Source organism: Mesomycoplasma ovipneumoniae, from assembly GCF_024758565.1.
GTDB classification, from domain to species: Bacteria; Bacillota_I; Bacilli_A; order Mycoplasmatales; family Metamycoplasmataceae; genus Mesomycoplasma; species Mesomycoplasma ovipneumoniae_B.
Genome location: NZ_CP079199.1, coordinates 38040 through 53974 on the forward strand (window position 1 = coordinate 38040; position 15935 = coordinate 53974).

Below are 15935 nucleotides of genomic sequence, written 5' to 3' on the forward strand. Positions count from 1 at the left end.
ATTAAATAAAATTCGTTGTTCTAATTTGGTTGAATTTATTAATAAATGATTCTACCTCATGCATTATCATGTTTGGTTCATGGGATAAAATAAGGATTTTGAGCATCAACCTGAAGTCCTTGATATCCTTTTACTGGCAAAAGGTATTTATGAGTTTTATCGTTATGCGTAGATTCGTGGTACTGTTGCTCTTTAACATATGTATTTTTGCCAACATCATCCCTTAAAAATCTATTTTGAACAAAATTTGGGGGTAAATATGGAAAAACAAGCAATCCCATAAAGTTTAAATTTGTATTTTCGGAAGGAAGATCTTGTTCAGATCAAGTTGCCGGTGCAAGATTTACTTCTAGGGTTAAATTTCTAGTAGATATATCATCTTGGAGTCTAATTGGATTACCATTTTTGTTTCCAAACAAGTAAATTTTTCCCGTTTGATCAATAAAGGCTGCATATGAAACCGTTGGCATAATTTCTTGAACTCTTTCAATTGATCCGTAAGGATTTTGGAATTGTATTGTAAAAATTTTATTAGATTTATTATATTCTGTTGATTTAATTCCAAAAGGACTTCTCTGTTTTTTGTTGTGAAAGAAATTTCCTTCAACAATTTGCTTGAGGGTTCGATTTCCTTGTTTTTGTCATTTGACATATTGTTGCATCGGATCGTTATCGTCAGCCTTTGTTGGAGTATCACTTAGTGTTTTAATCGGACCTGTTGGACCAATGAATAAGGTTTTTTCTTCTTTGAAGTCTCTATCATTTTTAAAATTATTTAGTACTTTTTGTACGAGAGAGTTTTCAAAAGCATTAATAATTTGGTTTGGTTGTGTATCTCTATCAAATTGACGAATTTCGGAACTATATCAAACATTTCCGGATGGATTTGCTCAAAAGTTACCTCAATATGGATCTTCTTTTTGAATTATTGGTGAAGTCATAAAAGTTAAATTTATGTTTTCTGACAACGTAGGAACTAATGGTTTGTAGTCTTTAATATCGATACCATTATGGTTTGCTAAACTACTCAAAAATTTTGGATAAATTGAAATAATTTTCTTAGCAAATGATTCTGGAGAAGTTCAATGATATGTAATTATTAAACCAATTTTTACAGTTTTATTTGGTTGCTGATCATCAACCTCAAACTTTGCAAGTCTAAGCGTATAAAACTTTTTTTGAACTTGATTTTCTCTTAATTGAGTTTGTGGATATACAATTTTAGGGATTTCTCTAACTAAATCAATATATTCTTTAGTAGGAGAAGTCAAAAGTGATGAAAAAGGATTTTTAAGATTATAATCATAAACTTTTACATCAAAATCTAAATTATAACTACTTGAATTATTAGATGTTCACTGGTTTGTTGAGCGACTATAAATACTTGATCCATCATCGTTTGTAGCATCAACTTTATATGTTGGGTGATTATTTAGCGAACCGGGATTTTTTATTACTCCTGACTGATTATCAAAACGAACGTCAGAAGATAATTCAACTCATTTATTAATATCATCATTTTGAAATTTAGCCTTATCAAATCTATCTTTTAATGAACTTAACAAATTTTTAGGATCTTCAAATTCCATTTCGATGTATGCACCAATTTGGTTTAGCGGCTTAATTTCAGATTTTTTGAGCAAAATTCTGTTTGTATATTTAGCAAAATCAGCAAGCTCAAATTTTAAAATATTTGAAGGACTAGTTGTGTTAGTATTATTTGTCTGATTAGTTGAAAGCTGCCCTATAAATTTAGATTGAGTTGATTCTTTTCGATTATCATTATCCTTAAAATATTTATATTGAATAGCAACACGCATTTTGTAATACTTTAGTCAAGACGCATCGCCTTTGAGACTAAAGGCAAAGTAACGACGATAAGGATTGATATCTGAGTTAGAAGCACCTTCATCGCGTCTATTATAATCTATCAAAGTTTGAATGTCATCAAGTTTTTCTCTTTGTCTTTCTAAGTCTTCTCGACGTTTATTTATTGCCTTAAGGATTTCGGTGCTTTCAGCTCTTAGAATTGTCTCATATTGAGACCTAAAACTATTAGTTGCTAACTTTTTAAGCAAGCCGATACGAATTTCATCTTGTTTTTCGAAATTTTTAATATCTTCAGTAATTACTTCAATTTTTTGGTCAATAATATCTTTTTGAATTAAAAGTCTTTGTAATTCGGCATTTTCGCTATATTCACTTGGCGGACCAGCTAGCTCGCGCGGATTATATAATTCAACTTTTGAGCCTATTGCGCCTGGTTCATATTTTGCAACTTCTTCTCAACTTGCTGAATCTGTAGAACTATTGTTTTTGTTTTTATCAGTAACGCCTTGAAGAATTAATTTTCAGTCTTTCATTGATGCTTCATCAATTGCAAAATAAGGATCATCAAAAGCAAAATAAATAGTTTGCTCAAAAGTATCTTCTTTCCCTGAATGATTATAAAAATTAGTTATACCAGCTTGAACTAAAGGAGGTTGGGCAAGTTGAGTTGTAAACTTAAGATTGTTAGTGTTAGTGGTGCCTTGGGTGTCATCAAGATTTAAAGTAAGTGGGGCTGAGCCATCAGTTTCAACTGTCTGAATTTGACTAATTTTATAAGTTGTTGAAGGATAGAGATTACCATCTCGAGCATCGGTGACATCTTTGTTGTTTAGACTTGCAACGAGCGCTTTTTTAGCTCGGTCAAAACTGACAACAAATTTATAGTCTCTTTCTTGACTGTTGTCTCCAGTTGTTAATTCTTCACCATTAGGACCAACAGGTTTAAATTTAACACTAATTTTTTTGTCATTTAGTGATCACATTGAAACTGGATCTAAATTTAGGGTTAAATTTTCGGGACTATATTCTTTTCCACGAGGAGCATCTTGTCTAGTTGCTTGGGTTAAAATAATTCTTTCAGGTGAAAGTTCAGTGAAAGGGGTTTTGAATTTTCTTGGTTTTGAATAAGCTTCGGCTTGAGTTGATCCTACGCCGCCGCTTGTGCTTTGTTCTAATTTAAGTTTGTACTCACGCTCACCAAAAGGAATTTCAAGATCTTGACCTTGAAGTTTTAAAATTTTGTATTCAACATTAGGAATTAAATTCTCAAGCTCATATTCAATTTCAAAAATATTTTTATCTTTAAAATTTGTAACTTGTGATTGGTTAATTAAAGTAATTGGAATTTTACCATTGGTTTCTTTATTTGGATCAGGTTGAATAGACAAAACAATTGGATTATTAACAACCCGCTCAAAGTTGGCTGGATCACCTTTGAGTTTAATTTTTAGTCGAGCTGAGGTATCTCTAAGATCAGTAACAACAAAAGACTCAATAACAGTTGGAATAATAACTTCTGATTCCAGTTTAGGAGCATACTCTAAATTATATTGTCTTTCGGGAACAGCAATTACAATATCTTCAGGTCTTGCGCCTTTAAGATCAGTGTCTCTTGAAACTTCTTTGAGTGTAAATTCAAAGCCAATTTTGGTTCCTGGTTGGATTTGATTTGGAGCATTTTTAGCTAAATCAATGTCAACTTTATAAGGAGTTGTTTTTTTAGTTTGATCTTCAGTTACTTGCAGATCATTAATTGTAGCTATATCAGTATTATTATTTTTATCTTTAATTGTAACCTGAAATGTTGCACCGTTTAAAAATGAATTATCACTATCAAAATAAAGACTTACATTTCCAAATACTTTTGATCCATCTTCTTTTGTAGGTTCAAGTCCTCCTGAAGTTTGGGTAGAAGCAGAAGGCTGAGTAGAACCTGAAGGTTGGGCAGAACCAGGAGCTGTATTAGTTCCATTAATTCCATTATTTCCATTAGTCCCAGTTCTTAAGTCTGTAACTTCTAAGTCAGCAAGGAAAATTTTTTGAACTGTTGGGGTAAATTTTAATTGTGTTGAACTAGCTAAATTATCAATTTTAACTCCACCGATTTCAAAATTCTTAATATCGTAAGTATGAAATCTATCAAGATTATTTAATTTAAAAGTAACTCTTCCAGTTGTTGGGTCATATTGAGATTGGGATATAAAACTAATTTCTTTTTTATCTACTAGAGTTCCAGGAGTTGGAGCTGGAGCTGGAGCTGCTGCACCTGAAGTAGAATCTGAACGAGCAATAGTAATTGTTGCAAAACTTTTTGGAATTTGTAAAAAGTGTTTGTTAAAATTAAATTCTAATGTCGCTGATCTTCCGTCAGCATCTGTATTATCATCTTGCTGAAAATTAGTTGCTTCTTCATATGTAAATTGAGCTTTTGTTTCAAAAAATGGAATTTTTTGATCAGGTTGAGAGTTTTCGACCTCAGCTGAGTCGAATTTAGCTACTTCCATTTTACTTTGCCCTAATTCTGTTGGACTAGCTGGGCTTTGGCCGTCAACAGTTTTAATTTTTAAACTAGGATTTGAAGTTGATAGTGTACCACCACCTGAAGAAGTTGGCGAGGTAGCTTCTTTAATTGTAAATTTAGTAATTTCATAAGTTTTATTTGGGGCTAAACTAGCCTGGGTTGTGCTATCTTTTGAACTAGCATTATCAATTGTTACTCGTGAAATTGGACCGTCAGGAATAAAACTAAATTTAGTTACTGAAGGACTAGTAGGTGTAGCCGGAGGAGTTGGAGGGTTAGTCGGTTGATCAAGTTTTTCGGTAATTTCAAGTTCAATTTTGTGTTTGTTTCTTCAGAGATACTCGTCTTTTTCGTCAAATTGGAAAATAACATTAGCTGCCTGATCTTGATAGGCACCAACTTGGGAAAAATTAGTGAGTCAAGCTTTTTTACCTGGAGTTGTAAATTGGCTTTTGTCAACTCTTTGGGTTTTATACTCAGAAAGTTCAATTTTTTGATCTTTATAAGCAAAAAATTCGATATTATAAAGCGAAGCTTTATTTAAATTAGACTCAAAAGTAGCAACATAAAAATGTGATGACTGACCTGTTCCTGAGCTTGATAATTTTTTAATTGAACTAGCTCTTCTTATTTGTTCATATTTTTTAAGAGATTCATTGTATAGCTGTACTCGAAAATTATTTTTATCACTTTCTTGATCAGATAGATCTTCGGAGGAAATAAAATAAGCATAAATTTTTGTTGTAATTCCTGAAGTTTTATCTTGTTCTTCGGTATAAATTAACTGATCATACAAAGCAATTGGAATTGTTTGAATAATTGACGTTTCATTAATTGCTTTGTTGCTTGATTGTTCTGTATCAAAAGTCGCTGAAGAATTGTAACTTGAGTTAAAATCAACAAGATTTGGACTTGCCACACTTCGTCTTGCCCGACCAGAAGTTGAACTTGGTTTTTGAACTAGTTCAACTTTTGTGATTTTATAATTATAAGTTTCAAATAATTTGTTTTGATCAATTGCCTTGTTTTCATTAGAAACACTTTGCTCAACATTTCCAGGTTGACTTGAAAGTGTATTAGTTTCAGAATCAACTGTTAAGTTTGTTGCAGCCTCAGGTAAAGTAAGACTTTTTTGACTTGAGTCAGTATAGTTATCATCAAAAACAACGCTAACAGTTGAATCAGAATTAATTATCCCATTAACACTTGAGACTGTTGTATTTGCATTTGTTTTGTCAATCCGTTGATAAGAAACTTTGACGGTGTAATTTTCTAAATATTGGGCAACTTGTTCATCAAGTGTAATTTTAACATTCGCTGTTTTGTTAGTAGAATTATAGTTTGATTCAATTTTTTTAACACTAAAACTAGTTGGTGTTGTTCGAAATAGTTTGTCTTCGTATTTGACTAATTGATCATCAAAAGCAAGGCTTTGTTGGACTCCTTGGTTATCTTGGTAAATAACTGAAACAATTTGGTAATAATTTAGTGTTTTTAAATTTGTTGCACTAAAAGTATATTCAGAACTACTTGAACCCTGAACTGGATTTCCAACTAAATCAGCCTGATATTCAACACCATCAGTAATATCAATATATTTTAATTTAATTGTTGGCGATTGAACATCTAATAATAAAGTTGAATTTAATGTAATTCTTAATTCAGCATTAGTTCCTGAAAGATTAACTTTTTCTACCGCGGTAATAAATGAAGCTGTATCAAAAGTAGACTTAAGGCCTTGACCTGGATTAGGTAAAGAAGGTGTTGTTGGATCTTGAAGCGGAGTTGTTGAGATATTTACGCCCAAAAAGTTAGTATTAGCTAAAGTTGTTGCAGGGGAACCAGCAGTAGCTGGAGCGGCCGGAGAATCTGCAGGGGCTGGAGAAGCTACAGAACCTGAGGCTTGAGAATTATCTTGAAATGAACTAACCCCAGAAGAAGAATTATCAAAAACGCTAAGGCTACGACGAGAACGAGCCAAAGGAACAAGACTTGAAGCTTGACTTGCTGAATGTGTTTTAGTTGTATCAGTTGGAGTTACTGTTTTTAGTGGGAAAAATTGAACTACTTTTTGGTTTTGGTCTACATCTGGAACAAATTCCAATTTTGAAATTTCAAAACGACTTCCAACTGGAACTTTATCTGCTAGGTCATCTTTTTTAATGTTAAAAACAGCAAGACCATCTTTGTCAACAGTTGTCTCAACACTAAGATCAGGGTCGTCTTGATCTGCAGCTTGGAATTTTTTAAATGTTAGCCTAACTTTATTGTTAACTAAAAATCAGTTTTTATTAATATCAAAAAGCATTCTTAGAACCGCACCATGACGTTTAAATTCAGTTTGGGCAATATAATTAGGAGTAACGTCCCGTGCAGTTGTTGCAAATTCTTTTTGATTTTCAGTTAGACTATTTAAAAATCCAAGGCGAACACCGCTAACAAAAATATCAACAATTGAATAAACTGTATATTTTTCCAAATCTTCTAATAAAAATTTAACAGTAGCCTCGTTCGCTGCCTCATCAAAACTAATCTGGGCACCTGCCTGGGCAATTGCACCTGTACGATTTGACTTTACAACTAATTTTATATCTTGAAATGCATTAGCTGCTTTGGATCCGTCAACATAATCTTTGAAAAATTGTTTTGGATCTTTAATTTTAAGTTCAATACCAGCTTGAGTATCAGTTAAATTAGTTTGCTCAAGAGTTAAAGTAGGCATTATCGCTGTTAGCTTTTCTTCAAGTAAAGTTTTGTCAATTTTAATTTCAGAAATTAAAGACTTTGTTGAAAAGAATTTTTTTTGTTTTGTTTCAACTTCTGCTTGATCAAATACTACATTAATATTATCTGAAACTGAACTAACAGCTGGGGCTTGACGGCGAACACGGCGAAGTGAACGAGTACTGCGAGTTACTGTTTTTTTTGATAATTTTAAATCTTTAACTTCATAAGTACTTGCTTCATCAAGATTTTCGATTAAAAATACAGCTTGATTATTTGAAATTGTTACTTTTGATGATTTTTTAATTTCATTTTCGTTAGTTTTTAGAACATATTCAAGTTCAGCATCAAATTGATCATTTAAAATATCATCATTAACTGAGTCAAAAAAGACTGTAAGTTCAACACTAGTTTTTGAAACATCAACATAAGAAATATTTTTAACACTAACAGTGGTTAATTGAGTTACAAATGTCTTAGGTTCATTAGCTAGACTTGTTGAAAAAGGAATTGAATAAATACCATTTGGCCGAACAACTTGAATTGAACTAACTTCGTATTTTGTTAGTTTTTCTAAATTGTTATTAAATTCAAATTCAACTGATGCTGAAGTTTCGGCTTTTTGGCCGGCAACTGAATCTTCGGCTTTAATTTTTGCTGAAGCTAATACTAATTTTCCAGTTTGTTTGTTAATTAGTGTTAATGTAGCAACTTGGTCTTTTTTTAGTTTTAGTATTTCATTATTTGAATTAGAAAACTCAACTTTAATTTTTGCTGATTGTTGTTTGTCAATTGTTTGTGTTGAATCTGTTGGGTTAAATTCAATTCTTGAAGCAACAACATCTGTTGCAAATTTAAGAGTTTTTTGTTTTGATTCGGCAGTAATTTCGGCTGCTCTTGAAGTATTAGCATCAGTTTGGGCTAAAAAATCATTAACTATTTTGAATTTAGGACCAGTTGTTTTATATTGATCATTAGTTTTTACATCAGAATTGTTGGCTAAAGTTAAAGTGGCAATTTTAAAGTCAGTTCCTTCACGAAGATTATCAAAAACAACTTCAGCTCGTAGACGACCATCAGATAATCTTGTAATTTGAACTGTTTTTTTAGTGGTTGAATTTTGTGCAAGAGCATCAACGGTAACAAGTTGGGCTACAGGATCACTATCTTGCTTAATTTCCACTTCAATTTGTTTGCCTGCCAAATAAGCATCTCTAATTGGGTCAAAATAAATTTCGGCCTTAACTGAGTTTTGTTTTATATCTGAGTAAACAAGATTTCTAATCTCAATACTGTCAACATTGACAAAAAAAGACTTAGAATTGTCGTCTTTAAAATTATTATCATCTTTAAAAATTAAATGATCAGGACGAGAATAGTCATTAACTGAAACTAACTCATATTTTGCTGCCCGATCAAGATTTGAAAAAGTAAAGTCAGCTTCAATTTGACTGTTTTTTTCTTCTGCTCTAGCACTTGAGGCTACAATTGCGCCAGTTTGGGTGTTTTTTAATAAAAGAGTTAATTGTTTTGCCTGACCTGCAACTTGTTGTAAAAGTAATTTTTGGGCATCAGCAAAAGCTAGTTTTACTTTAACACTTTCGTCTTTGTTTGAAGTAACATTAAAAGATTTTAGCTCAGGAGATGAGTAAAATTTTTGGGAGGCAATACTTGTTTTTTCAAGATTTGGGCTGTAATTATTAACTGTTTTTTCAAATAAAAAGCCAACAGAAGTTTGAATATCTTTATTTTTTGTCTCATTAGTAATACTTAAAATAGAATATTCTGAACCAGCTTCAACTGAGTCAAAATTTAGTTTTAATACTAAATTTGGATCTACACTCGCACTTGCTTCAACAGTTTTTTGATCTCTTTGATTTTGAAGAACAACTTTAATTGTATCGCCAGCTAAAAAAGTATCACTAACTGGGTCAAATGATAATTCAATTCCGATTTTATCGTGTTTTTGCTGGGTTTGGACTACTTTTATAACTTTTGCAGTAGTTGCGACCGTAGCAAAATTACGCTGTGGAGCTGATTCTTCTTTTAGTGGCTGAGCAAATTCGATTTTTTGGGCATCAACTAAAATTTCACTAACTGTATAGTGACTTAATTTATCAAGATTTTGAACATTAAATTCAACTTTGTTTGTGCCGTCTTCAAATTTTATTTGATCAGCTTGGGCTGAGGCCATTGTTCCAGTTGCGTTATTTTTTAAGAAAATAACCGCTTTTTTCAATGAAGAATTTGCTCTTTTTTTATATTCTGGATCTTTTGTGGTAAAATTAACAACCAATTTTGCACTGTCTTGAGTAGGCTGAGCTGAAATTGAAGCAATATCACTAAGAGTATAAAAATAAGGTAAATTATCAGTTTCTTGTTGGTTCAAGTCAATAAATTTATACTCTAAATTATCAAAAACCTCGTCTTGGTTTGGTGCTGGTTCTAATTTGAAAAAAGTATATTTTTTCCCAGGACTAAGATTTTCTAATTTCACTGAAATTAAATTATTTGCAAGAACTGAATATGAATCAGTATTTGCATTTAAATCTAAAGGTTGGGATTTAACTTCTTGGTTGTCTTCAGATTTAAAAATTGCATTAAATTTTTTGCCATTTAAATAACGATTGAAATTTGGATCAAAATAAATTAAAGCCTTAGCACTTGTTAGACTTATTGATTCAAAGTTTGCACCAATTATTTTAACTTTTTGGAAGCTAGTTGTAAATCTTGCATTTAAATCAAGAACGCCTTCGGAACTAAAAAAATCAGTTTTTCCCAGTATTTCAACATCAGCAACTTGATATTCAGTTTTAGGATCTAAATTTTCAAGATCAAAATGAACAATAAGTTTATCATCAGCTAATGTGTAGTGTGTATTTTGGACTGAATTTTGGGCAGAAACACTAATGGTTGATAAATTTGATAGATTTAAGTTAAGAGTTTTTGTTAAATTAGCAAAACCGGGTTGACCAAATGTTATTTTTGCATTTAAGTCTAAATTTGTCTTTGAAATATTTTTAAAATCACCAAGAATTGTTACATTTGCACGCGCACTTGTTTGGTTAATGTTTTCAAAACTAATGTCTGAGACATAATATTTGACAAAAAATTCGTCCAAAGGTAAATTTTGCTGGGTGTTTTTGTTTTGATCAAAATTGATTGCCACTGCAACTTCTGGATAGTCAGAAATGACAATTTTATCAAGTTTATAAGTTGTTGAACTTTCAAAGTTTTCAAGTTCAAATTTAATTTCTGAACTCTGAGGGAAACTTGCTTTTGATTTATAAAGTTTTTTGGGCTCGTCTTTTTTGTGATAGTATAAATAAAGTTCTTTGTCATTTAAAAATGATGAATCCAGACCAAAGCCAAAAGTGTATTCAACTTTTGAGGCAAGAATTTTTGGCTCTAACTTAATAAAAGTTCTTAGATCAGAAATTGAAGTAATAAAATTACGACTTGATGAGCCAGACTCAAGACTGTTATCTCAAGCTAAATTTAAATAGTCATAGGCATCTTTGTTTTTAGCAAAAACTGAATTTGGATTTAGCCCGCCAAAAACAACTCTATCAAGACTGTACTTTGTTCTATTTGTTAGTCCTTTTGGCTCAAAACTAATTTGGTAAGAATTTACTCTGTCAGTTTTTTTAAAAACACCACTAACTGGAAGAATTGAATTATCATCTAAATATAAATGCGCTCGGGTTCCTTCTAAATTATCAACTGAGACAACAGATAAGTCAATTTTGGCAAAAGTTGCGCCTATTGCAATTTTGGACTCAACAATTGCACTTGGTGTATAAAAGTTTTTAATAAAAGTTTTGCCAAATTCAACTTTTGATGACTCAAGTTCAAAACTTTCGATTTGATAAGATGAACCTGGGGCTAAATTTCTTAGATCAAAGCTCGCTAAATTAGCAGCAAAAACTGAACTGACACTAAATTTTTGACCTGTTTGAATGTTTGTATAGTTTAGTTTGATTGGTTTGTTTTCCAAGTTAGGACTAGTATCTAGAGTTGAAAAATTAACAGTAAGTCTTTTTGAGTCAAAAGTTAAATTTTGGTCAATTAATGAATCAGCACGATAATTATATTTGTCAGTTGTTGCTTCAAAAAGTTTTTCTTTTTGGGCATCTTGTTCGTAGTTAATTTGTGGGGCTAGGGCAATTTTTTGCATTGGCACAAGCGGAATTTCACTGCTTGAATCAGAACTGTCAACATAACGAATTGCACTAATTTTATAATCCATTCCTGGATGGAGATTTTCAAGACTAAATTCAGCCACTCCGTTTTTAACGGTAGCTGAATCTACATAAGAAGTGTGAATTTCCTGAGAACTGCTAAGTGGATCAGTGTTGCCTGCTTGATTTTTTAGAATAAAATAATACTCTAAGGCAACTTTTTTGCCCTCGAGGTTGGCAGCCTCATCGGCAAATTTTAGCGAAACTGATGCACTAGAAGGAGTTTTTGTTTGAAAATTAATTGTTGAAACTGCTGGCGGAGTATCAACAAAATTGCTAACATTTTGACCAAAGGCAATTACCTTTTTGGCTGAAAATCTTTTTTGCTTTTTATCATCAAGATAAACTTTTAGATAGTATCTTTTACCAAAACTAAGACCGTTATAATTTGAAGATAGTCTTCAAGTTCGACTAAATTCATCATAAACGGCTTTGTGTGAAGCAATTACATCATTACCTTGCTCGTCAGCTGTAAAGTCAACGTTTAAATCTTGATAATTTAGTTTATATGAATCTAAATCACTTAAGGCAAATTCAAGTTCATAACCAATATTATCACGATTAATATGTTTAAAATCAACAATATTATATTGAAGTGTATTTCAAGACTTTAAAAGGAAAGGAAGAAAACTGAGTGAACCAATACTAAGTCCACCAAAGGCAAGTAATGAAAGTATGATTGCACGTTTTTTGGTTGCTTTCATTAATTTTTTCTCTTTTTTTGTTAGATTTTCAGCCATAATTACTCCTCTTTATATATAATATTCTAATTTTACCAGTTTTTTGTTTAATAATAACAAAAAACAAAGCTTGAAATTATTTCAACTTTGTTTCTTTAAATAAAAGTAGATAGGTAAAATAAATTTTAGACTTTACTAGATATTTCAATAGTATGCCTTAATTATACTAAAATATTTTAAAATCCAAAGAAAATAAAAAAATATTTTTAGTAATTAACCATTTTTGTAAAATATCTCGATAGTATGACCTTATTATACTAAAATATTTTAAAATCAAAAGAAAATAAAAAAATATTTTTAGTAATCAAAGATTTTAGGCAAAAATTACTAGGCAAAAAAAATTTAAAAAAATGCTTGGTTTAAAAAAATTTTAAGTTATAATAAAGTTCGCTAAGAATAATTAATGAATTTTGTATTGAATTAAGGGGGGATTAGTTATGTTTTTGCCACAATAAACTTAGATAATGCCATTTTTTCCATTATGGCTTTAAATATAATGGAATGCCTTAAATTTAACCGTTGAAAAATCTGTAAATTTAGGGCTTTTGGTTATTGTTCTTTCAAAACTTCATATATTTTTTTAGGCTCAATGTAAATAAAAATGAGTTTTCTATTTACATTGAGTTTAAATAGTAGTTGTATTTTTTATGGTTTTTGTTGTTTAGTCCATAAATTGATTTTTTGCAGTGTTTTAGCTAAAAAAGTAGTTTAAAAATTTCATAATTTTGCTTTTTAAGGTAAAATTTTAGCTTTTTTAGTTTGCTTTATTTGATTAATAAGTAAATTTTGCATCCATAAGTCTTAGATTTAAAATTTAGTGTTTTTACTTTGATAGTTATTTTCCCTGAGTTTGCCAAAAAAGTTAAAAGCGCCCAAAACTAAACCAGGACACTTTTTTAAGACTATCTCATCAAACTGGGAAACTAGCCAAAATTAATGCACACAAAAATTTTTAAAAAAATGCTTGGTCAAAAATAAAGTTATGTTATAATTAAACTCACTAAGAATAATTAATGAATTTTGTATTGAATTAAGGGGGGAATTAGTTATGTTTTTTGTCTAATGCGCTCTGATTGCGCGAATTTTCCATTATATTTTTGAATATGATGGAATGCCATAAATTTAACCGTTTAGAAATCTACAAATTTATGGCCTTTAGTTATGGCTCTTTCAAAACTTCATATATTTTTTTAGGCTCAATTTAAATAAAAACGAGTTTTCTATTTAAATTGAGTTTAAATAGCAGTTGTATTTTTTATGGTTTTTGTCAGTGTATCCATAAATTGATTTTTTGCAGTGTTTTAGCTAAAAAAGTAGTTTAAAAATTTCATAATTTTGCTTTTTAAGGTAAAATTTTAGCTTTTTTTAGTTTTCCTTATTTTATTAATAAGTAGATTTTGCATTCGTGAGCATTAGATTTAAAATTTAGTGTTTTTCTTGATAGTTATTTTTTCTGAGTTTGCCAAAAAAGTTAAAAAAGTGCCCAAAACTAAACCGGGACACTTTTTTAAGATTATCTCATCAAACTGGGAAACTCGCCAAAATTAATCCGCACAAAATTTTTAAAAAATGCTTGGATCAAAACAAAAATATTGCATAATGTCAATACTTTGGTTTTATTATGGGTTCTTTCAAAACTTAATAAATGTTAGTTTCAAACTTTGAGCGCGTTTTTTGCTATTAACAGTTCTTCGTTTGTTTTGATTACGAAAATGTCAAGATCTGATTCTGGTGCTGAAATTTTTTCAATAGCTCCAAATTCTGGAATTGGTCTTGAATTTAGTTCTTGATCAAGAACTAAATTCAACTTCGGTAATTGAATTTTTGCAATTACCGAAGCGCGAATTAGTGCTGAATTTTCGCCTACCCCACCGGTAAAAACTAAAGCTTTAATGTTTTTACCAACCTTATTAATATAATTAATTAGATAGTCGACAATTTTTTGCACATAAACTTCAAGGGCAAAACTTGCATCTTGATTACCGTTGTCTGCAGCAGAAATGACATCCCGAAGGTCAGAAGAAACGTTTGAAAGTCCTAAAAGTCCTGATTGTTTGTTTAAAAGTGTGTCTAAATCAGTGAAGGAAAAATGAGCTGTTGTTCCTAGGTAGGTTAAAATTGAGGGGTCTATATCACCGCTTCGGGTTCCCATGGCAACACCAGCAAGTGGTGTCATTCCCATTGAAGTATCAACTGAAGCCGAATCTTTAACAGCGCACAAAGAAATCCCATTCCCAATGTGCATGTTTACAAAATTAACTGAATCAGAATTATAGATTTTTTCAACTTGTGTTGTTATATATTTGTGAGAAATGCCGTGAAATCCGTATTTTCTTATTCCGTACTTGTTTGCTATTTGGGTATTAATTGGATATGTGTAATTAACTTTAGGGATACTTGCGTGAAAAGCGGTGTCAAAACTTGCTGATAATTTTGCTCAAGGAAGTAATTTTTTAATAGCGCTAATAGTTGCAAGCGCCCCTGGATTGTGCAAAGGTGCAAATTTTGCTGCTTCTTCAATTTTTGCTATTGCTGAATCATCAAGGCGAGCTGGAGCATTAAAACTTGCGCCCCCGTGAACAATTCGAAATCCGACAAGCTCAAATTCTTCTAGGTTTTGGACTAAATTATTGTCTTTTCAAAGTTGAATTTGACTCTCTAAGGCATCTGAATGAGTCGGAAAATCTTTGCTCAAGTTGTAGCTTTTTTCGTCAAATGTCATTTTGATTTTGCCTTCTTGAAGTCCAATTCTTTCGATTAGACCAACTCCGAGCAAATCTAATGTATCTTTTTCAAAAATTTGTCATTTAATTGAGGATGAACCAGCGTTTATAACTAAAATTTTACTCTTCATTATTTATCCTTTTCAACTTGAAGTGCGCTAATTAGTGCGGTGTAGAAAACATCTTCAACTGTTGCTCCACGTGATAAGTCATTAATAGGAGCGGCAATTCCGGTGATTATTGGTCCTATTGCACCAAAGCCACCAAGTCTTTGAGCAATCTTGTAACCAATATTTCCGGCATCAAGATTTGGAAAAATTAAAACATTCGCATTTGTAGCAACATTTTCACCATATTTTTGGCGGCGTACTTTATAGTCAAGAGCTGCATCTAGTTGAATTTCACCATAAGCTTCAATTGGTGAGGTCGCATTGAACATTTTTACAGCTCTAGATACGGCATCAGATTGAGGTGATTTGGCTGATCCTTTTGTTGAAAATGATAAAAAGGCTGGTTTAGGGTCAAATCCAAGTTGAATTGCAAAGTCAAGTGCGTTTTTAGCAATATCAGCTAATTGAGTTTCGTTTGGTAAAATATTTACCGAGATATCACTAAATAAGTATTTTTCATCACCTCGATGCATTATCATTACGGAAGAAATTGTTTTAATATCTGGTTTTGGTCCGATAATTTTGAATGCAGCTCGAAGAATTTCTGCAGTTGGATAATTAAGCCCGCCTATTACAGCGTCAACTTTTTTGTTTCGAAGGAGCATTGTACCGTAAAATGCATTAGAATCAAATTGGGCGACAGCTGATTCTAATGTTTCTTTGTTTTTACGGATTTTTAAAAATTGTTGTATAAAAGTTTGTTTTTCTTCTTCGTCAACTAAATATTGGTCGATTTCAAGATTCTCATATAATTCGTCAACAAGTAAAATTGGTCTAACTAAATTTTTAGCTTTTAATTGCTGAGCAGCTTGAATTGCCCGTTCATCATGTCCGTCAATAATTAAAACTGAACGTAGACTTTTAGTTTCATTTTGTTGTTTTAGTCGTAATTCAAGATAATTTTGGTATGTCATTTTTTCCTTTCAAAGGTCAGTTTTGATCAACTAGATTTAATTTTACAAAATTTTTTTTATTTTACTAAAAAA

General features: G+C 31.2%; 3 protein-coding genes. All 3 read right to left on the bottom strand.

The genetic code is table 4. The annotated features are described in order from the left end of the window. Window positions 1-38: 38 nt before the first annotated feature. The gene (locus tag KW512_RS00105) at window positions 39-12056 is read right to left on the bottom strand and encodes a hypothetical protein (protein ID WP_258841500.1); all 12018 of its coding nucleotides are present in this window, start codon (window positions 12054-12056) and stop codon (window positions 39-41) included. A gap of 1648 nt (window positions 12057-13704) precedes the next feature. Next, window positions 13705-14910 (bottom strand): acetate/propionate family kinase, encoded by a 1206-nt coding sequence (locus KW512_RS00110; RefSeq protein WP_258841501.1) that lies wholly within the window; start codon window positions 14908-14910, stop codon window positions 13705-13707. Continuing rightward, window positions 14910-15863 (bottom strand): phosphate acetyltransferase, encoded by a 954-nt coding sequence (locus KW512_RS00115; protein ID WP_010321441.1) that lies wholly within the window; start codon window positions 15861-15863, stop codon window positions 14910-14912. Before KW512_RS00115 ends, KW512_RS00110 begins: the two co-directional genes overlap by 1 nt. Between the last annotated feature and the right edge of the window lie 72 nt (window positions 15864-15935).